Source organism: Neobacillus sp. PS3-40, assembly GCF_030915485.1.
In the GTDB taxonomy this organism is placed as follows: domain Bacteria; phylum Bacillota; class Bacilli; order Bacillales; family Cytobacillaceae; genus JAUZPL01.
In genome coordinates, this window is the sequence record NZ_CP133266.1 from 1,518,036 (window position 1) to 1,538,211 (window position 20,176).

Below are 20,176 nucleotides of genomic sequence, written 5' to 3' on the forward strand. Positions count from 1 at the left end.
CGAAAGTTACTTACTTTAGCATATTAACAAAGTTTAACCTTCCTAATAAACCGATAAAAACGAATGCAGTTCGCCACATTCGTTATCTGGAAATAAAATTATCAAAAAAAAAAACACCTTTTTATCCATGGTAAGTTGGTAAAAGATGTTTTTAAATATTTTCAGGAATTAACCTTTTTTCTTTCAATAATAGCATCACACTTCACAATCATAATATTTAATGCAATCAGAAGATCAATTTCAAAAAACTCATGGACCTGAAGCTTTTTCCCACTACTATCTTTAAAAATCCTTACTTTAGGGCGCTGCGGATATTTTTTATTGTAACCGATCACAACCCCTGTTTCTCCTGTATTTAGTTCAACAGTTACACCAATAGGATAAATTGCCACTGCATTTTTAAAGGTTTCTACCACTTTACTATCATACCTTATAAAGGATCGTCCAACTATGACCTCCATCGCTTCATGTGGTAGTAGAGACTTATGAGTAATTAAATGATCAAAAGCTTCTGCTATAGAAATAATTTTTGGAAACAGATGGATCTCCGTACCCTTTAATCCCCTTGGAAAACCAGTTCCATCAAAATTTTCATGATGTTGGTATGCACAATGGGCAATCAGAAGATGGAACTCCGATTCTTTTCTCAACATCTCAAAACCCACTTCTGGATGCCTTTTCCAACTATCTTTATTATTCTCCGCTTCCTCTTTTTTAAGATTATCTTTAGATTTAAGTTTGCCTATATCATGAAATAAGGCTCCGAGCCCCAATATATGTAATTCGCTATCCTTAAGCCCCATGTGCTTACCAATAGAAAGTGCATACAAACTAGTGTTTACCGAATGTTCGAACAATTCATCTAATGAAAACTGCATATGGCTAAGTAAGTTTAATAAATGTTTAGATGAATTCATCTCTTTCATTATTTTTTCAAAGACATTATTTAAGTCCTTTATTAACCCAACACGACCAATAGTCTTGTTTTTGCTAACCTTGCCTTCTTTTAGGTTACTAAATACTTCATTCAATTTCGAGGCTGTTTCAAAACGTAGATTAGTAGAAATATTGTCATTCACTTCAACATCATTTGTTATTTCTGATTTAACATATACGTAGTGTATATTTTTAGCTTTCAATCTATGTATAAATGATAGTGTGAGTACACTACCTTCATTTAATAAAATACGGCTATTCTGATCGAATAAAGGCTTTGCTAGTATTAAACCTTCTTCACAGTTATGAATAGAAACCAGCCTCAAAGCGCCCACCCCATTACAATGCTTAACTATATAGGAAAATATTCCTCACTTTATTATTATTTCTATTACTATTATTGTCAATGTAATAAATCAATATATATAAAGAAAACTTGGCTATCGCCAAGCCTCAAGGCGCCGGCGATAGCCTAGTTGCCCTTATGCACTAGCAGAATTTATGGATATAAATTCTGCTTAGCTAAAAAAACGATAGGTACATACACCTATCGTTTTTTAAAAATATTAAACTGTATTCGTTCGCATCCATTAATCTAATCGATTACCATTTCTCTAAGTTTCTTAGCTGCCTCTGACATCACTTTCAATTTTTCAAAGGCAATGGAGTCACTATTCATCGGCCGTTGCGCAAATGTGCCGAAACCACAATCGGGATTTAGAAAAATTTTTTCATCAGGCACATATTTTCTGACGTCTTGAAGGTTAATAAGTGATTGAAGCTGCACCTTGGCTTAGGAACTCCACTAATTTAGCTCCGCCAACAATGGTTGCGCCTTCAATAAGGCTTTCTTCTTCCAAATTCCTCTTTTTAAAGCAAGGACTGCACACCCATAATATTCCGCCCGCTTCAACAAATTGATCCATAAGTTGTTTTAATGGGGCAAAGCCTTCTTCATGAATCTCTTCTGCGAACCCTTTTGCTGCAAGATATGCTCCCTCAACATTTAGAAAAATAACTGTTTCTTGACCTGACGCAACTGCAGCATTTGCAACCACAAAACCTACTGTTGCTTTATCCGGATTGTTCATTGCATTTGTCATACTAACTAAAAATTTCCCAGCCATCATGAATTCCTCCACTTTTTTTACATAAGTTATGCCGTTTAAACAATAAATTTTTGAAGCCTTCAGCCCTTTTCAGGAGGCTAAATTGTGTATTTTTCAATATAGTAATAACTTGTTTCTCCTAAATCTTTTTGTCCCAAGAACCTCTGACTTTGCAATCTGCACCAAGCTGGAATATCTTCACGGGCACCCTTATCATAGGAAATTACCTCAATAATCTGCCCTTGTTCCATCTTTTTCATTGTAAGAAACAAATTCATAATTAACTCTCCACAACCGGTTGGGCCAGCATCATAAATCAAGTCTGGAACATATTGATTTATCATTGTGCATTTCACCACCTATTTCATCACCATTTTTTGGTTCTTTTATTAGACTCCACTTTATTATAAAAAAATGGTAATCTTATATAAATACAACTTATCTATTAAACCAATCATATATAATTGGTTTTTCCGATAATAAAGGGAGATTTCCAATGGATTTGCATCAACTATATATATTCACAAAGGTTGTTGAACATAAAAGTTTTTCTAAGGCTGCTGATGACATTTTTTTAAGTCAATCAACGGTTAGCACACATATTCAATCGTTAGAAAAGACATTAAATGTTAAACTTTTTGATCGTGTTGGGAGAGAAAGTATTCTTACTCCATACGGAGAGCGTTTGTATGACTGGGCCCTTAAGATTCTAAAGTTAAAGGATCAAGCATTACTCGATTTGAATTTTGGAATGACAGAGTTTCGTGGAGCTATAAGACTTGCAGCAAGTTCTGTGCCAGGGCAATTTATTATTCCAAAGATGGTTGGGAAATTCAGAGAGAAATATCCGAATATTACCTTTCATATTAACCAATTTTCTTCAAAGATTGTTTCAGAAAAAGTTCTGAGCGGGTCTGTGGATTTTGGAATCTTAGGTGAAAAGTACGAAAATGACAAGCTGCATTATATTCCATTATTAAAGGAAAATTTGGTTCTCGTATCCTCTAATCAAGTTGATATACCAAATCCTGCAAACATTCAAGAAATTATAAAGCATCCATTTATAATGAGAAATTCTGATTCAGGAACAAATGCCATTCTTGAAAGATTTTTTAAAAAAAGGCAAATCTCAAAAGATCAATTGAATATTATCGCTTATACAGACAGCAGCCAGAGCTTAATTCAGTTCGTCATGCAAGGCATTGGTATTTCAATTATTTCAGAAATTGCAGCAAAGGAATACTTTTCTAACAATTTAATCAAACTTCATCAGATTGAAGATTTCATTGACGAACGGTACTTCTACCTTGTTTATAATAAAAGTAGAACACTCTCATTAATAGCGAAATTATTTATTAAAGATGCCAAAGAGTTGGTTTAGCATCTAAATGAAGTTGTAGGAAATGCATAATGGTAAACAATAAATAACTAATGAAATAACAACTGACATTTTGTTTTATTATTTTAGTAAAACTAGTTTATTAGTTGTATGTTTTTCAACAAAATAAAAAGTACTGAGCGATCGCTAAGTACTTTTACTTTGTTAAACTAGTATTTCCTTTATTAAGATTGATGGGCTTTCTGCTAAATCAATTTCTTCACTATTATGAAGAAACCGAACAACAGGTCGATGTAAATGTGATTTTATGCCAATGACAATAGCTCTTTTATCATTGCTTAACATTACCTTTGTTCCTGGAATATAGGAGGGTACACTATTTAAGAATGCTTCAACCACTTTTCCTTTATATTCAATTTCATGTTTGGTCATTATGAATTCCAATGCTTCATGGGGTAAATATGTCCCATTTGAAATTAATCTTTCATATATATTAGCGATGGCACAAATCTGTGGAAATTCAAGAAGTTCATCTCCGCTTAGTCCTCTCGGATATCCCTTCCCGTTTAATTGCTCATGATGCTGATAGGCAATATGGGCTGATAATAAACTAATTTCTCGCTGTGCTTTAATCAATTCAAAACCCTTTTGTGGATGTTCCTTTTGTTCGTTGGAAACTACTTTTCCAATGTCATGTAACATTGAACCCAATGCAAGATCTCGTAATTGAGAATTTGTATAATGGAGTTTCTTAGCTGTTTGAATGGTCAACAATGTTACGTTTACAGAATGCGCATAATTTTTAAGTTCATCTGCTACAGAGGATGATGGTATCAGAAAAATTGTTTTTCTTTTTGTTACTTCATGAATGATTTTTACAACAGCCTTCTGCAATTCGATTATATTTATAGTTTTCTTTTTTTCTGCTAATTGGTATGCTTTTTGAACAACGTCAATCATATCCATCCATGTTGGCATATCCACCATTTCATCCATCGTAATTCCTATTGATTCTGCATCCTCAACCATTAAAGTAGAAATGCCCATACTTTGGATTCTATTAATTAACTTCGGATGTATCGTTCTACCTGAAGCTAATAACACTCTTCTCATTCGATCGTATATAGGTCTTGCTAATTGCATTGTCTCATGATCATATTTCGAAATTTCGATAAGCTGCATTATTAACTCCTTTTAAAATATCACTTAACTACCCAACTATATAAAGAACTATTTATATAGTTGGGCAGTTATTTTGAATACGATTGTAGACATCCTACTTATTTTAAATAATGACTGTTTTCACATAGATTGTTGTTTTTCGTACCTAGTCTAAAAACCCGAAATAGCAATAGTATCGTGCTCTTTTCTTAAAAACTTCCTATGGGTTTCATCGGTAAACTGGAATCCCATTCTAATTTAGGTTCAAATAGCAACAAAGTTTAAGAAAAGAGCCTTAATAATTTTTAAAAAAGAAATCCCGGTGCATCTCAGGATTTCCCATTTATATTAGTTAAATTTTAAATTTCTTTATTGAATCTTGTAGCTCTTCAGCCATATTTGCTAATGAAATAGCTGATGCTGCAATTTCTTGCATTGAAGCCAACTGTTCTTCGGTTGCTGCTGATACATCTTGGCTTTGAGCAGTTGATTTCAAAGCAACTTCTTCAATTACCCCCACTGTTTCAACAACTTGCTCTGCACCATGTGCCATTTGCTCGATGGAAGCTGTAATTTCTTGAATTTGAGTACTAACTATATCGACAAAGTGTTGTATTTGTTCAAATGATGATCCTGCATGATGAACAACTTCAATACCTTTTTCGACCTCTTTGGTTCCTTTATCCATTGATTCTACTGCATGTTTTGTATCCAACTGGATAGATGTAATTAGTTGACGTATGGTTTCAGTTGATTGAGAGGATTGTTCAGCTAATTTTCGCACTTCGTCAGCAACAACAGCGAAACCTTTTCCATGTTCCCCTGCTCTAGCAGCTTCAATCGCTGCATTCAAGGCTAACAAATTTGTTTGTCCTGCAATAGTAGAAATGACATCGGCAATTTGACTAATTTCCTGTGAGCGTTCTCCTAATGCATGAATAACTTCCCCTAAATTCTTAACAGTCCCATTAATATTATTCATTTGGACGATTGACAATTGGATAGCTTGTTCCCCTGTTAAAACAATATTGGCTGCCTCAGATGAAGTGGTAGCAACACTTTGAGAGTTTACCTTAATTTGTTGAATTTCCTTAGCCATATTTCTGACAATTACGTTATTTTCTCTAAGTTTACTTGTTTGTAGCTCTGTTCCTGATGCTACTTCTTGAATAGAGTTCGCAACTTGCTCTGTTGCCATATTATTTTGCTCTGAGCTTGCCATAAGTTCTTCAGATGAAGAAGCTAGAAGATCAGACTTTTCACCAACATGATAAATTAAATCACGTAAAGAAACTAGCATTTTATTGAAGGCAATCCCAAGACTCCCTAGCTCATCAGTTGACTTTATTTCAATCTCTTGAGTTAAATCTCCTTCACTAACCTGCTCCGATATCCTTACTAATCTATTTAATGGGCGTGTTATCGATAATGTTAAAAGAATTGATATGGTTACCCCAATAGAAATGAAGATCGCGATTATTATTGACATTGATGTTAAAATTGGGCGCGTTGCATCTGTTACTTCACTCAGATTCATAGATCCTGCTATTTTAAATCCGGTTAATTTATTTGTATCATAAAACATCGATTTTTTCAGGCCATTATATTCATAGGAAAGTTGGCCACTTTGTTCATTAATAAGTATTTTAACCCAATCACCCTTTGCAGTCGAACCAACCTTCTCAGTCGGATGGACAAGATAATTCCCTTTGGAACTTAAGATTAGAGGGTATCCGGTTTCTCCAATTTTAATATCTCCTGCCATATGTTTCATGGCTGCTAAACTGAGATCAATTCCTACGACACCCGACCCATCTTTTAATTCTTGGGCTACAGTGATTAATACTTGGCCCGTTGCAGCATCCAAATAAGGTTCTGTAACGATAGCTCTTCCATTTTTTTCTTTTGCCTCTTTGTACCAAGGTCGTGTTCGTGCATCATACCCAGCAGGCATTTCAACAGTTGGACTAATTAAAAACTCCCCTGATTCATTGCCAAGATACATTGATACAGCATTAGAGTGAATCTTCATATATTGATCAAATAAAACGACTGTATTCCCTTTTTCCTTCACCGCTAAGGATTCGACATTTAGTTTATCGGCAAAAAAGGCAACATCCTTAATATTTGAATTCATGAAGTTATTTAAATAAACATTTAATACGTTTACATTCTCTTTTGCACCTATTTCAATTTTCTTGGTGATTTCTTTTTTAGCACTATTGTAAGAAATGAAACCAATCAATAGGGTTGGTACTAATAAAATAAATAAAAATGACCATATTAATTTTTTCTTAATTGTAAAATGAAATATATTATTTCCTTTTTTCGTTTGTTTTTCCACGTTTAGGACCCTCTCAGAATTTAATTTAAAATAAAATATTATTCTAATATTATTAATATCGGATAGATTTATTATTTTTTTATAATTATTTTCATAAAATAAAAAGGGATTGTTCTCTAGCGCTTTAAAACGCTAGAGAACAATCCCTTTCAATTACTTATTTTAACTTCGCAGCAATATTTTCTGTTAATTCTTCCACTAATTCAGGAACAGACGTTTTCAAAACATTATTTATTACCCGCCCCATGATTCCTTCGGCGATAATATCTAGGTATCCGGTCATTCTAGTCTTATTTTTTTCTATAGCCACTGCTTCAAAATATCCTTTTCCAGCAAAATTATCTTCCAAACCCTTTAAATCAAAAGTAACCTTGGTAGGCTCAATCCATTCTTTAATCGTGACCATTAAACTAACTTTCTTTTTCATAATACCAATGTCAGCAAAAAATTCCCATGTAGACTGTCGGTTATTAAATTTTTTATGTCGTATATAACCAGGTACAAGTGGCGCCCAATTATCCATATTTTTAACAAAGGCCCAGATGTCTTCGATTGGTAAATCCAACTCAACTTGGTGCATCCCACTTGGCATTTGAATTCCTACCCTCCATTGAATGGTAAAAAACCTTCTATTTTATATGGAAGGTCTTTTTTAAAGGTATATGTTATTGGCTCGCTTTTTAGAATGGCTCCGTTAAATTTGCCTGTTGATTTCCATTGCAGGATTCTAAGCCTTCTGCTCCAATCAACATAGTCGCAAAATCAACAATGAACTTTAACACTGCCTTTAGAATAAAAAGAGGCATTCCCTAGGCATTTTAAAGCACCAGGAAATCGCCCCTTTCTACTAGCAAAGAAATTTATTAATCCGTTCTGCAGCTTCTGCCAGAACTTCTGTTGGCTGAACCAAAGCGATTCTTACGTACCCTTCACCAAGTTCTCCAAAAGCATCACCAGGAATTACTGCTACTCCTGCTTTTTCAATTAATTCAAATGCAAATTTCCGGGAGGTCCATCCTACTGGAATTTGAGCCCAAATAAACATCGTAGCTGGAGACTTTGGAACCTTCCAGCCACTTTTAGCAAGCCCTGACATTAAGGTGTCTCTACGTTTTTCATACTCTCTTTTCTGCATATTTAGCGAAGTGAAATCTGAGGTTAGGGCCACTTCAGCAGCTTTTTGAATCGGATAAAAAATTCCATAATCAATATTCGATTTAAGGGCTGCAAGAATTTGAAGTGCCTGCTCATTCCCAATTGCGTAACCAATTCGGCAACCTGCCATATTGAATGTTTTTGAAAGAGAATTAAATTCAATCCCTACCTCTTTTGCACCCGGAATTGACATAAAACTAATCTGTGGATGATCATCAAAAATTAATTCAGAATAAGCAAAGTCATGTACTACTAGGATGTTATGAAGCTTAGCAAACTCAATTACTTTTTCAAAAAAACCTTTGTCAGCCAGTGCCGTTACAGGATTCCCTGGATAGCTGATGATCATCATTCTTGCTTTCTTAGCAATTTCTAATGGAATTTGATCTAGTTGCGGAAGATACTGATTTTCTTGTAGAAGTGGCATTGGATATATTATTCCTCCTGCCAGGGTCACACTTGCTTCATAAATAGGATAACCCGGGTCAGGAACTAAAACATAGTCGCCTGGGTCAATCATCGCAGTGGCTAAATGTGCAAGTCCATCCTGCGAACCCATAAGCTGAAGGACCTCTTTAGAGGGATCTAAGTCAACAGAATATCTCTCTTTATAAAAATAACAAACAGCTTCATTGAACTCAGGCATTCCTTTCAACATATAACCGTACCTGCTCGTGTCATTCGCATACTTTACAAGCGCATCCACCACAAAAGATGGGGGCTGGAAATCTGGACTTCCAACGCTCAAATCAATAACATCCATTCCATTTTTAATGGCTTCTTGTTTTCGATTGGAAACTTCCGTAAAAATACTAGTTGTTAACTTTTGAATTTTTTTAGATGCAACGAGATTCATAGTCATACACCTCTATATTTTCATTTTTGTAAAATAATACTTATACTTGAAAATATAGACTTTTTTCAAAAAATTTCAAGGATTATAAAAGATTATACTTATATTTTTTCGAATAATTAAAAACTATTTAACTAGTTCTTTTACTTTCGCAATACTAATCCCTGTCGTTTCTTCAAAATCAAACAAGCTGGAAGGCATATCCGTAAACCTTTCTAATTCATTGTAGGCAGGAATACCGTGATAAGACATATCTAGGCCTTCGTCTTCCTCTCTTTCAGCTGCACGGTAACCAACCGTTTGCTGACAAACCTTCGCTATAGCTACACCGCCAATTATCCCCCAAATCACAACTACCACAGCGCCTAATACCTGCACTTTAAATAGTGAGAAGTCACCTGTAGTTATAAGACCATTAGAAGAATCGAATAGTCCCACTGCAATAGTTCCAAATACTCCATTGAAGCCATGTACTGCCACAGCTCCAACAGGATCATCTACTTTTAAATTATCAATCAATAATGTTGCATAAATAACGATCAACCCACTCATTCCACCAATAACAATTGCACTCCATTGAGAAACAAAGGCACATCCCGCAGTTATTGCGACCAATCCGGATAGAATTCCATTTATGGTCATACTCGGATCAGCTTTCCCATATTTTTTTAGTGTCATCATTAAAGCAACCATACCACCACTTGCACCTGCTAACATGGTATTAATAGCGACTGGCGCAAGTGAAGCATTTGATGCATCAAGCGTGCTTCCAGCATTGAAGGCAAACCAACCAAACCATAAAATAAATGTACCTGCTGAAGCTAACGGAATATTACTTGGAGCAAATACGTTGGCACTGCCATCAGAATTAAATCTTCCTTTTCTCGGACCTAGAAACTTTGCCATCGCAAGAGCAGTAAAGCCACCAACCGCATGAATGGCTGCAGAACCCGAAAAATCTTTCATTCCTAATTTTGCTAGCCAGCCATTGCTATTCCATATCCAATGCCCTGATATAGGATAGATAAAGACGGTAATCATCACTGCCGTCACGATATATGCTTTAAAATTCATTCGTTCAGCTACTGCACCCGATACAATGGAAATACATGCAACAGCAAATCCCATTTGAAAGAGGACATAAGCTGTCCCAGGTAATTCGACCGGCAAGGAGATCATTTGTGGACTGCCAAAAAGACTTGTACCGATGATTCCCAAGTAATCTTTTCCAAACATGACTCCAAAGCCAATCATCCAAAAGGCTAAGGCTCCAATTGTTAAATCAACAAAAATCTTCATCGTTACGTTAACTGCATTTTTTGTTCGAACTAATCCTGCTTCAAGTAAACTAAATCCACCTTCCATAAATAAGACCATCGCCGATGCCATTACAATCCAAACGGTATTTAAGTACATTAGCTCCATCGCTATCCCCTTTCCTGATTAGCCAAATCATCAATACTAGAGTCAGACGCACCAGTGCGAATATTGTATGCTTCCAAAATGGGGTAAACATAAATTTTTCCGTCCCCATCTTCCCCCGTTTGAGCTGTTTTAATAATTGTTTTAATGGTTGGCTCCACCATAAAATCTGATAAAACAATCTCCAACTTTACCTTAGGATGGAGAGTTACCTTATAACTTTTCCCTCTGTACACACCTTCTGTATCTCTCTGCTTCCCTCGACCAACAACTTGAGAAACTGTGAATCCAGTTATGCCAATATTTTTTAGCCCTTTAATCGTTTCTGTAATTTTCTCTGGTCTAATTATTGCTTCAATTTTCTTCATTTTTGTGTTTCAGTCCTTTATGTTAGTTTTTCTAACATGGTATGTAACGAATTATAACAGAAGATAGATCAGTGTCAATGGAACAAAATAAATTTTCAGATTACTGGCTTCAGAATTACAAGTTACAAATTTTATTTATTAATATTAACTTTTAAAAAACTTTTATTTTAAGTTATAGATTTTTCAGTTTTTTTATGCGAAAATAATAACTTAAATTATATAGTTATATAGACCTATTAGTAATCTATTACACACTGGAGGATTCATATGAAATTTGGTTTAACGGGGAAAATTACAACAATTGTCATTCTATTATTCACAATCAGTTCTATACTTGTTACGTCGTTTAACTATACAGCTAGCTACAAGCAAGTGGAGAAAGCAGCAGGGGTTGAACTTGATGGCTGTGCTAGTATTACCACAGGGATTATCAACACTGAAACACTAAAAGCCGCGATAAACGGAAATGCCTCGAAAATAAAAGAACTAGAAAAAGAAGTAAGTTGGACCGTTAAAAAGAAACAAATTTTTCAAGATGCATACATCTTAGACTTTAACGGGAAAATTTTAGCCGCTGATCATTCACTTCAGTCCCAGGGGTTTAAATCTGGGCAAACCTTTTATATTGATAAAAAAGCAGTTAATATGGTTATACAAATGAAGCATCCAGCCTATTCGAAGGTTTATACATATGGTGGTATTAAGCGTATTACAGGGTACGCTCCCATTTTTGAAGATCAGGATCCATCCAAACAGATAATCGCCATCAATGCTATTGATTTTGACGCAAAGATTATTACTGAAAGAACTTGGGAAATGGCAAAAGGAACTCTTTTATTGCAAATTCTTATCCCCATTATTGCAGCAGCCATTACGATTTTCTTTGTCCAATCAGCCATATCTCCTTTAAAAAGAATAAGCTCCCATGTGAAAGATGTTGCTGGAGGCAATCTGAAGGTGGAAGCCATTGAAATAAAATCTAGAGATGAAATTGGCCAGTTGGGTTATGATTTTAATAAAATGGTCGAAAGTTTAAAATTAGTGATCGAAAAAGTCCTATATAATTCTGAAAATGTCGCCTCGGCTGCAGTTCAATTAGCAGCTGGAACTGACCAGACCTCCCAATCAACTTTGCAAATTTCAGAAGCTATTCAAGAGATTGCTCTAGGTGCTGAACAACAAGTGGAAAATTCAATAGAAGCCAATCAGATTGTATACATGATTAGCCAAGAAATGGGCAAGATTGTAAAAATGATGAAAAATGTACATTTTTCATCAAAGGGTGCTGCTACAACCGCTGAACACGGGAACACCGTTATTCAAAGTGCCATTGTTGAAATGGCACATATAAACGAATTTTCCGAGTCCATTTCTCACTCTGTCGAGAATTTGCAAACTAAATCTCAAGAAATTGGAAAGATCGTTTCCTTGATCCATTATGTAACCGAACAAACAAATCTACTTGCCTTAAACGCATCAATCGAATCAGCAAGAGCAGGCGAACACGGAAAGGGATTTGCGGTGGTTGCACAGGAAGTGCGTAAATTAGCGGAGCAATCAAGCCATGCTGCCCAGCAAATAGGCCATATTTTAACTGAAGTTCAGCAAGAAATTTCTTCAACCGTTGCTATTTCGAATCAAAGCTATAATAGTGTCAAAAGTGGAATAGATACAGTCGAAAAAGCTGGGGAATCCTTTCATCAAATACTTGACTCTGTTTCAGGAATATCCACTCAAATTGATGAAGTATCCAATGCTATTAAACAGATAGATGACGAAATGCAAATGGTTACTGCATCTTTCCAGAAAATTGAAGCCATTTCCCATAGTGCTCATGATCGTGCAAAAAATATTGCTAACGAGGCCCAACAACAAACAGCTTCAATGGAGGAAATTGCCTCATCAACAAACCTATTTGCGAAAATGGGTGAGGATTTGAAAGAGGCAGTGGATAAATTTAGAGTTTGAAGCTAAAAAATACTAGGCAAAGAAATTAGGCCTTATTTATGTGGTTTTTTAGAAAAAAGAAGTTCTTTTTAAACGAAAGTCATTGCCATTGTTGCGTTTCTGCATTAGTATATATTTTAATATTCAGTTAATAATTGACGCAGCTTTGGGAGTGGATTGGATGATTAAAGTATTTCGTTACCTGTTATTTTTCTGTGGTTTAGTTTGTTTTGGGTTGGGAAGCGCTCTTGCTGTAAAAGTGAAATTTCTCGGCTTACACCCTTGGGATGTACTAAATGTTGCACTATTTCAGCACTTTGGTTTAACGATCGGAACATGGTCAGTCATTTGTGGACTTTTCCTTGTTTCTATTTCCTTAATTGTGAACCGAAAATATATTAATATCGGTACATTTTTAAATGCTTTAATGATCGGACCTATTATGGACTTCTTTCTTTGGACAGATATTCTTCCTAATCCAACCCATTCGTGGGTTGATTATCTGATTCTCCTTAGTGGAATTATCATTACAGGGATTGGTGGGGGAATGTATGTTGCAGCCGGAATTGGTGCAGGGCCAAGAGATGGGTTTATGCTTTTCATTTCTGATAAAACAAAATTAACCGTTAGCCAAGCACGGATCACAGTCGAGAGCCTCGTCTTAATTGTAGGTTATTTTTTAGGTGGTCCTGTCTTTCTTGCAAGCTTCGTTTATACTTTTATCCAAAGTCCAGTGTTCCATCGTTCATTAAAGCTTTTTAATAGAGTCGTAGATCGTGTTGCTGAGAAAAAACTAACAAAGGGGATTATTTATTCCGAGAAGTTCTAAATACACCAGTGTTAATTAAAAAAAGGCATCCTATTCTCAAGAATAGATGCCTTTTTTTACTAAACTATCCTTATTATTTTCACAAACATAGCTACCACGGTTATCAATTTTCAACAGTTTAACACCCATCATGGGAAACTCTTGCTTTAGCGATTGGACCAACTGTGTTCCTTTACCATCTTCTGTAAAACAAAGAATAGTCGGGCCTGCACCGCTTAAGGCAACTCCAAATGCACCTGATGATTTAGCATAACTTTGAATCTCATCGTAAAAAGGTATGAGTGGCTTTCGAAACGGCTGATGGAATAAATCCTGTTCCATCATTTTACCAGCCAAACTCCAATTTTCACTGAGGAGTGTTGCAACTAGAATATTTGCTTTTGCAGATGCCTGGACAGCGTCATTGTAGGAAAAAGTAGTTGGCAATACTTCACGTGCCACTTTCGTCAGTAATTCTTCTTGTGGAATTACAGCAACAATCTCAAGTTGGATCGTTGGAAATGAGACTATTTCAACCTGATTTTGTTGATAGCAACCAATGACAAGCCCCCCAAAAAGTGAAGCGCCAGCATTATCAGGGTGGCCTTCCAATTCGGTTGCAAATAAAAGTTTATCATGCTTTGTTAATCCTAGGTTTCCAATTGTGTCCGCCAGTTCAATACCAGCAACAATTGCCGCTGCACTTGAGCCAAGCCCTCGTGCCAATGGAATGTCACTTTTCATTTCAACTTTACATGGGTGCAGTATTTTTCCATATCTAGTAGCAACTTGCTTAGCAACCTGACAAATAAAATGTTGTTCATCTCCTGGAAACTGTTCTAATTCTCTTGATTCAGTAATGAACTCCCATTTATCATTTAGTTCCACTTCTAAAGTTAAATACAAGTCAACTGCCAATCCGATTGAATCAAAACCAGGACCTAGATTGGCTGTGCTTGCTGGAACCTGAATGATGAATCGTTCTTTTAGAGTCATTGTCGAACAACTCCTCTTATATGTTCAGCAACTGCTAACTCATCATTTGGGAGTTGTACAGGTTTTAATAAACTACTAGCAATTGCAGTATCTGGATCCTTCAAACCGTTACCCGTTAGCACTGCAACAATTCTTGCTCCTTTTGAAATCTTTCCATTAGTAATGCTTTTAAAAATTCCCGCAAGTGAAGCACATGATGCTGGTTCAGCAAAAATCCCTTCCACTGCAGCCATTTTCTTATACGCGGCGATGATTTCTTCATCTGTTACTTCATCGATCAAACCTCTTGATTCATCCCTTGCATTTACTGCTAATTGCCAGCTCGCAGGATTACCAATTCGAATGGCTGTTGCAATTGTTTCGGGACTTTCAAAGACCCGATTGTGGACAATTGCTGCCGCGCCTGCAGCTTCAAATCCAAACATTCTTGGCAGTCCAGTACCCTTTTTAGCTGCATACTCTTTAAATCCTTTCCAATATGCACTAATATTTCCAGCATTTCCAACTGGAATGGCCAAGATATCTGGTGCACAACCTAATTGATCACAAACTTCAAAGGCAGCTGTCTTTTGGCCTTCTAAACGATAAGGGTTGACAGAATTGACCAATGTAACAGGCTCACTTTCACTGATATGACGAACCATATTTAAAGCTTCGTCAAAGTTCCCGTCAATTGAAATGATTTCCGCCCCATACATCATTGCTTGCGCAAGTTTACCAAGAGCAATTTTCCCATTCGGAATGACAACAATACAGTTTATCCCTGCTCTAGCTGCATATGCGGCAGCAGCAGCAGACGTATTTCCAGTGGAAGCACAAATGATTGTCTTGCTTCCTTCTTCAACAGCTTTTGCCACTGCCATAACCATTCCACGATCCTTAAATGATCCAGTTGGATTTGCTCCTTCCACTTTCACAAAAAGTTCAACATCCAATTGTTTAGAAATCTCTTCAAGTTTAATTAATGGAGTATTCCCCTCATTTAATGTAAGGATAGGTGTCTCGCTATTTACAGGTAAAAATTCTTTATAAGCTTCTAATAATCCTGGCCATCTCATATCGAATTCCTCTCTACTCTGTATGAACTTTTTATTTCTTTCACTGCATTCATATCTCTTAATTGCTGCATAATATGCTGATAGTTCGTTAAGGAAGCACGATGTGTCACCAAAACAATTTCTGCTACTTCATTTTTCTTTACTGGCAGCTGCAATATCTTTTCAAAGCTTATGCCATATTTAGCAAAAACTGTTGTGATATCAGCAAAGACACCAACCTCATCTTGGACATGGAGACGAATAAAATACTTTGCGTACTTTTCATTATCTTCCTTTAAGTTTTTGAAATATTGTGGTGTGACCGCACTTCTGCCATTCACTTCCAATCGTAAGTTCTTCATAACTCCGACTAAATCGGAAACAACTGATGTTGCTGTTGGCAAGCTGCCAGCACCAGGTCCGTAAAACATCGTTTCACCAACAGCTTCCCCGTAAACGTAAACAGCATTATATTCATTTTGAACAGATGCAAGCGGGTGATTATCAGATAAGAATGTCGGCTGAACACTTACCTCTACTTTTTCACCTTCACGATGGGCATAGCCAATTAATTTCATTGTATAGCCTAGCTGTTTTCCATACCGTAAATCAGCTTCTGTAATATTGGAAATCCCACTAGCACTAACATCAGCTAAATCAATATTCATTGAAAAGCCCAATGTTGCTAAAATGGTCATTTTTCTTGCTGCATCCAAACCTTCCACATCTGCAGTAGGATCCGATTCAGCGAAACCAAGATCTTGGGCCTCTTTTAGAACATCTTCATAAGCACGACCTTCTTGGCTCATTTTTGTTAAAATATAGTTTGTTGTCCCGTTAACAATCCCCATCATTTTCGTAATCCGATCTGATGCAAGGCCATCTACTAAACCTCTTAAGATCGGAATACCTCCTGCAACACTAGCCTCATAAAATAAATCGCACCCATTTTCAGCAGCTACCCTTAGTAGCTCTGATCCATGCAACGCCATTAAATCTTTATTCGCTGTTACAACATGTTTTCCCTGTCTTAAAGCTTTAAGTAAATAATCCTTTGTTACTCCAACTCCACCCATGACTTCTATGATAATATCAATTTCCGGATCATCTAAAATATCATTCGAGCAAGTTGTTAGCATGCTCTGTTCCACATCAACTGATCTTAATTTTTCTAAATTTTGCACAAGTATTTTTTTTATAACCACAGGACATCCCACTTGGTGCATTAGCTTTTCTTGATGATCTTCAATAATAGTTACAACACCAGTACCTACTGTTCCTAATCCTAATAAACCAATTGAAATTGTCTTCATCATTACCCCTCCACCAAAATGTCTTTTTAATATGTACAAATGTTTTTATATAAAAGACATTATATGACTCTCCATATTTTTTTACAATAGTATAATTTAATGAAAAAAGCATGTAATCGCTTACTACGGCAGTATATATACATTTCTATTTTTCAGAAAAATTTTAAAAAATAATTATTTTATATTACCTATTTACAACATTAAAGGTGCAGTTGTAGAATATTCTTAAAATAACAAACTTTAGGAATGATTAGTAAATTAAAAGTGATGATGAAGACGGTAGTAAGAAAAAGCTGCAGAGAGCCGGTGGTTGCTGTGAACCGGTGCTTCTTTCTTAAAGTAGCCTCGCCAATTTGACAAGCCCCTTTAGGGCGATGACAGTGACGTAGCTAAAATACCCAGCCCTTCTGAACTGGCGTGCTGAAAGTAAAAATAGGCGCGCTCGGCAAAAACCGTTAAAAATTTGAGGTTGCTATTTTTAGCGGCAAAAAAGGGTGGCACCACGTATACCACGTCCCTTATAACAGGATATTTATTCTGTTATGAGGGGCGTTTTTATTTTTATAAAATGAGAAGGGAAGATGTTACTTATGCTATTAAATCAACAATATTTATTCACTCCTGGTCCTACTCCCATTCCTGATCGTGTAAAACATGCCATGAATCACCCGATGATTGGGCATCGTGGTAGTGCTTTTCCACAACTACTTGAAGACGTATCTACCCGGTTAATGCCCATTTTCGGTTCTGAAAATCCCGTCACTGTGATCGCGGGTAGCGGAACATCGGCTTTAGAAACCGCGGTTGCAAATGTAGTTGAGGAAAATGATGACGTTGTTGTAATTGTTACCGGTGCTTTTGGTGACCGCCTTGCCAGCATTTGTGAAGCCTTTGGTACAAACGTCCATCGTTTGAATATTGAATGGGGGAAAACATGCGCTCCTGACCAGCTTGAAGATTATCTGAAATCCCTTCAAAAGAAAATTAAAGTTGTGTTTGCCACCTATTGTGAAACCTCTACAGGTGTTCTAAACCCAATAAAAGAGCTTGGAAGGGTTACAAAAGAATTAACCAATGCCCTTTTTATTGTCGATGGGGTGAGTTGCATTGGGGCTGTTCCGGTTGATATGGCAAACTGGAATATAGATATCCTTGTTGCTGGATCACAAAAAGCATTGATGCTACCTCCTGGATTAGCGTTTGTTGCAGTCAATCAAACGGCCAAAGAGGTGATCCAAAACTGCCAATCAAAACGTTTCTATTTAGACTTAAACCGCTATTTTTCATCCTATGACAAAGAAAGATCTACACCTTTTACACCAGCCGTTTCCTTAATTTACGGAGCTCTTGAGGTTTGTAATATGATTGAAGAGGAGGGCTTTCTACACGTCATCAAACGACATCAGCTTTTAAGAGATATGCTACGCGTAGGGTTAAAAGCAATTGAGCTTCCGCTTTTAGTAACAGACGAAGAGGCATCAACTACCGTGACTGCTGTTAGAACCATTGACGAATCTTCTAAACAAATCAAAAAAGTACTACAAGAAAAGTTCTCTATTTCCCTTGGTGGAGGACAAAAGGCTTTGAAGGGTAAAATTTTCCGAATCGGCCATATGGGCTATTGCACCCCGTTTGATATTTTGAAAGTTTTAGGAAGTATTGAAATGGCACTTAACGGGTTAGTTGGTAGACAGGTATTAGGTATGGCAACGCAAAGAGCACAGGAGGTATGGATAAAAAATGTATAAAGTACTTGTTACAGACGGAATTAGTGACACTGGTCTAAAGAGCTTGTTTAATCATCCTGACTTTTTGATTGAGCGGCAGCCAACTATACCAGAGGAAGAATTAATTAAAATTATTGGGAAATACGACGCACTAATCGTTCGTAGTCAAACTAAGGTAACCGAAAAACTTCTCAAATTTGCGGACCATCTAAGAATTATTGCTAGGGCCGGTGTTGGAGTTGATAATATCGATGTGAACGCAGCAACTAAAAAAGGAATAATCGTTATTAATGCCCCTGGCGCCAATACGATTGCGGCAACTGAGCATACTTTAGCGATGATGCTATCACTAGCCAGAAAGATACCACAGGCATATGTAACGACATTGAACGGGAAATGGGATCGGAATTCTTTTAAAGGAGTAGAATTATACAAAAAGACACTTGGCGTCATCGGTATGGGGAAAATCGGAGTTGAAGTGGCTAAACGGGCCAAGAGCTTCGGCATGAACATTTTAGGATTTGATCCATATCTATCAGAAGAACGTGCCGAAAAACTAGGCATCACAAAAGCAAGCCTTGATAAGATTGCTAGTGAATCCGATTTTATAACCGTTCATACTCCGTTAACAAATGAAACAAGAGGATTAATCAATGAGGATTATTTAAGAAAAACAAAAAAAGGGGTCAGATTAATAAATTGCGCACGTGGTGGGATCATTGATGAAGAAGCATTGGTAGAAGCCATTCAGTCTGGTCATGTTGCGGGTGCAGCCCTTGATGTGTTCGAACAAGAGCCAGTTGCTAATCCTGAACTACTTCAAAATCCAAATATTATCATTACACCCCATCTTGGGGCCTCAACAGTTGAGGCTCAAGAAAAGGTTGCCGAAGAAGTAAGTGCAGAAATCATTGAAATCTTTGAGTCCGGATCCATCCACAATGCGGTAAATATGCCCCAAATGTCTGGTGAAGCACAGAAAAAAATGAAGCCTTATTTATTATTGGGTGATCAACTCGGAAGATTGGTCTTGCAATTATTCAAGCAAGCACCCGCTAAAATTGAGATTAACTACTACGGTGAACTTATTGTTGAGGATACTGACCTATTAACAAGAACGATGATTAAAGGGATTTTATCGCATCATTTAAGTGACTCTGTGAATCTAATCAATATTTTTCATTTATTAAAAGAACAGGGAGTTTCTTATAATGTTCAAAAAAATGCAGCAAATATAGGCTTTGCCAATTATTTAGAATTAATCGTAACCCAAGGAAATGAAACTGCAAGTATAGGGGCAACAGTTCTTAATGGCTACGGCGCAAGAATAGTAAAAATCAATGATTATCGAATAGATGTTAGACCAGAGAGAAACTTATTATATATTAAACATAAAGATATCCCAGGAATGGTCGGAAAAGTTGGCTCACTCCTTGGTGAATATCTAATTAATATCGGAACTATGCAAGTGGGTAGAAGCACAATTGGCGGCGAAGCCATCATGGTATTAACTCTTGATAAGAAACTGAAAGAAGATGTCGTTCAATCATTAACATCCATTAATGGTCTAGATGAAGCACAATTCCTTGAATTATCCACCGTCGATTCAATCTTTCCAGGACAAGTGGAGCTTGCAATGGCGGAAAGCTTGTAAATAAAAA

General features: G+C 36.5%; 18 protein-coding genes. 5 read left to right on the forward strand and 13 right to left on the reverse strand.

What is annotated here, in order from left to right; genetic code table 11:
• Positions 1-161: 161 nt before the first annotated feature.
• The 4 genes from RCG20_RS07760 to RCG20_RS07775 form a co-directional block, all read right to left on the reverse strand.
• A complete protein-coding gene (locus RCG20_RS07760) occupies positions 162-1,262 on the reverse strand; it encodes an HD-GYP domain-containing protein (RefSeq protein ID WP_308183637.1) in 1,101 nt (366 codons plus the stop codon).
• A gap of 269 nt (positions 1,263-1,531) precedes the next feature.
• Positions 1,532-1,723 carry a hypothetical protein gene (locus RCG20_RS07765; protein ID WP_308183638.1) on the reverse strand — a complete coding sequence of 64 codons (192 nt, stop codon included), beginning with the start codon at positions 1,721-1,723 and terminating at the stop codon, positions 1,532-1,534.
• Entirely contained in the window at positions 1,701-2,063 is a 363-nt protein-coding gene (locus tag RCG20_RS07770) for a DsrE family protein (RefSeq protein ID WP_308183639.1), read from the reverse strand. The genes RCG20_RS07765 and RCG20_RS07770 overlap by 23 nt, the downstream gene beginning before the upstream one ends.
• Before the next feature lie 80 nt (positions 2,064-2,143).
• Positions 2,144-2,389: a sulfurtransferase TusA family protein gene (locus RCG20_RS07775; protein WP_308183640.1), complete on the reverse strand. Its 246-nt coding sequence runs from the start codon at positions 2,387-2,389 to the stop codon at positions 2,144-2,146.
• A gap of 152 nt (positions 2,390-2,541) precedes the next feature.
• On the opposite strand from RCG20_RS07775, the gene RCG20_RS07780 reads away from it, so the two are divergent.
• A complete protein-coding gene (locus tag RCG20_RS07780) occupies positions 2,542-3,426 on the forward strand; it encodes a selenium metabolism-associated LysR family transcriptional regulator (RefSeq protein ID WP_308183641.1) in 885 nt (294 codons plus the stop codon).
• A gap of 162 nt (positions 3,427-3,588) precedes the next feature.
• On the opposite strand, the gene RCG20_RS07785 is transcribed toward RCG20_RS07780, so the two are convergent.
• From RCG20_RS07785 to RCG20_RS07810, 6 genes are all read right to left on the reverse strand, one after another.
• Entirely contained in the window at positions 3,589-4,566 is a 978-nt protein-coding gene (locus RCG20_RS07785) for an HD-GYP domain-containing protein (RefSeq protein ID WP_308183642.1), read from the reverse strand.
• 331 nt (positions 4,567-4,897) lie between these two features.
• The gene (locus RCG20_RS07790) at positions 4,898-6,889 is read right to left on the reverse strand and encodes a methyl-accepting chemotaxis protein (protein WP_308183643.1); all 1,992 of its coding nucleotides are present in this window, start codon (positions 6,887-6,889) and stop codon (positions 4,898-4,900) included.
• Between the two features lie 157 nt (positions 6,890-7,046).
• Positions 7,047-7,481 carry an SRPBCC family protein gene (locus RCG20_RS07795; protein ID WP_308183644.1) on the reverse strand — a complete coding sequence of 145 codons (435 nt, stop codon included), beginning with the start codon at positions 7,479-7,481 and terminating at the stop codon, positions 7,047-7,049.
• 255 nt (positions 7,482-7,736) lie between these two features.
• Positions 7,737-8,900, reverse strand: a complete 1,164-nt coding sequence (locus tag RCG20_RS07800) for an LL-diaminopimelate aminotransferase (RefSeq protein WP_308183645.1) — start codon at positions 8,898-8,900, stop codon at positions 7,737-7,739.
• A gap of 123 nt (positions 8,901-9,023) precedes the next feature.
• The gene (locus RCG20_RS07805; RefSeq protein WP_308183646.1) at positions 9,024-10,322 is read right to left on the reverse strand and encodes an ammonium transporter; all 1,299 of its coding nucleotides are present in this window, start codon (positions 10,320-10,322) and stop codon (positions 9,024-9,026) included.
• Positions 10,323-10,324: 2 nt separating this feature from the next.
• Complete coding sequence (locus RCG20_RS07810; protein ID WP_308183647.1) at positions 10,325-10,687, reverse strand: P-II family nitrogen regulator; 363 nt, start codon at positions 10,685-10,687, stop codon at positions 10,325-10,327.
• 267 nt (positions 10,688-10,954) lie between these two features.
• Here RCG20_RS07810 and RCG20_RS07815 point away from each other — a divergent pair, with 267 nt between their 5' ends.
• Both RCG20_RS07815 and RCG20_RS07820 read left to right on the forward strand, forming a co-directional pair.
• Positions 10,955-12,655 (forward strand): methyl-accepting chemotaxis protein, encoded by a 1,701-nt coding sequence (locus RCG20_RS07815; RefSeq protein WP_308183648.1) that lies wholly within the window; start codon positions 10,955-10,957, stop codon positions 12,653-12,655.
• Between the two features lie 160 nt (positions 12,656-12,815).
• Positions 12,816-13,463 (forward strand): YczE/YyaS/YitT family protein, encoded by a 648-nt coding sequence (locus RCG20_RS07820; protein ID WP_308183649.1) that lies wholly within the window; start codon positions 12,816-12,818, stop codon positions 13,461-13,463.
• A gap of 36 nt (positions 13,464-13,499) precedes the next feature.
• Here RCG20_RS07820 and thrB read toward each other — a convergent pair whose 3' ends face one another.
• Genes thrB through RCG20_RS07835 form a run of 3 tightly spaced genes read right to left on the reverse strand, consistent with a single transcriptional unit; the run spans position 13,500 to position 16,791 of the window.
• Entirely contained in the window at positions 13,500-14,438 is a 939-nt protein-coding gene (gene thrB / locus RCG20_RS07825; protein WP_308183650.1) for a homoserine kinase, read from the reverse strand.
• Positions 14,435-15,496, reverse strand: a complete 1,062-nt coding sequence (gene thrC / locus RCG20_RS07830) for a threonine synthase (protein ID WP_308183651.1) — start codon at positions 15,494-15,496, stop codon at positions 14,435-14,437. Before thrC ends, thrB begins: the two co-directional genes overlap by 4 nt.
• Complete coding sequence (locus RCG20_RS07835; RefSeq protein ID WP_374120517.1) at positions 15,493-16,791, reverse strand: homoserine dehydrogenase; 1,299 nt, start codon at positions 16,789-16,791, stop codon at positions 15,493-15,495. The genes thrC and RCG20_RS07835 overlap by 4 nt, the downstream gene beginning before the upstream one ends.
• 587 nt (positions 16,792-17,378) lie before the next feature.
• Here RCG20_RS07835 and RCG20_RS07840 point away from each other — a divergent pair.
• Together RCG20_RS07840 and serA are read left to right on the forward strand one after the other, a co-directional pair.
• Positions 17,379-18,536, forward strand: coding sequence for a pyridoxal-phosphate-dependent aminotransferase family protein (locus RCG20_RS07840; protein ID WP_308183652.1), 1,158 nt, complete (start codon positions 17,379-17,381; stop codon positions 18,534-18,536).
• Entirely contained in the window at positions 18,529-20,169 is a 1,641-nt protein-coding gene (gene serA / locus RCG20_RS07845) for a phosphoglycerate dehydrogenase (RefSeq protein WP_308183653.1), read from the forward strand. Before RCG20_RS07840 ends, serA begins: the two co-directional genes overlap by 8 nt.
• Positions 20,170-20,176 lie beyond the last annotated feature (7 nt).

What these genes read in the sequence shown, in the direction of transcription:
- RCG20_RS07770 (WP_308183639.1), bottom strand. Translation starts at nt 2,063, where the DNA reads ATGGCTGGGAAATTTTTAGTTAGTATGACAAATGCAATGAACAATCCG.
- RCG20_RS07775 (WP_308183640.1), bottom strand. Translation starts at nt 2,389, where the DNA reads ATGATAAATCAATATGTTCCAGACTTGATTTATGATGCTGGCCCAACC.
- RCG20_RS07780 (WP_308183641.1), top strand. Translation starts at nt 2,542, where the DNA reads ATGGATTTGCATCAACTATATATATTCACAAAGGTTGTTGAACATAAA.
- RCG20_RS07785 (WP_308183642.1), bottom strand. Translation starts at nt 4,566, where the DNA reads ATGCAGCTTATCGAAATTTCGAAATATGATCATGAGACAATGCAATTA.
- RCG20_RS07795 (WP_308183644.1), bottom strand. Translation starts at nt 7,481, where the DNA reads ATGCCAAGTGGGATGCACCAAGTTGAGTTGGATTTACCAATCGAAGAC.
- RCG20_RS07800 (WP_308183645.1), bottom strand. Translation starts at nt 8,900, where the DNA reads ATGAATCTCGTTGCATCTAAAAAAATTCAAAAGTTAACAACTAGTATT.
- RCG20_RS07805 (WP_308183646.1), bottom strand. Translation starts at nt 10,322, where the DNA reads ATGGAGCTAATGTACTTAAATACCGTTTGGATTGTAATGGCATCGGCG.
- RCG20_RS07810 (WP_308183647.1), bottom strand. Translation starts at nt 10,687, where the DNA reads ATGAAGAAAATTGAAGCAATAATTAGACCAGAGAAAATTACAGAAACG.
- RCG20_RS07815 (WP_308183648.1), top strand. Translation starts at nt 10,955, where the DNA reads ATGAAATTTGGTTTAACGGGGAAAATTACAACAATTGTCATTCTATTA.
- RCG20_RS07820 (WP_308183649.1), top strand. Translation starts at nt 12,816, where the DNA reads ATGATTAAAGTATTTCGTTACCTGTTATTTTTCTGTGGTTTAGTTTGT.
- thrB (WP_308183650.1), bottom strand. Translation starts at nt 14,438, where the DNA reads ATGACTCTAAAAGAACGATTCATCATTCAGGTTCCAGCAAGCACAGCC.
- thrC (WP_308183651.1), bottom strand. Translation starts at nt 15,496, where the DNA reads ATGAGATGGCCAGGATTATTAGAAGCTTATAAAGAATTTTTACCTGTA.
- RCG20_RS07835 (WP_374120517.1), bottom strand. Translation starts at nt 16,791, where the DNA reads ATGATGAAGACAATTTCAATTGGTTTATTAGGATTAGGAACAGTAGGT.
- RCG20_RS07840 (WP_308183652.1), top strand. Translation starts at nt 17,379, where the DNA reads ATGCTATTAAATCAACAATATTTATTCACTCCTGGTCCTACTCCCATT.
- serA (WP_308183653.1), top strand. Translation starts at nt 18,529, where the DNA reads ATGTATAAAGTACTTGTTACAGACGGAATTAGTGACACTGGTCTAAAG.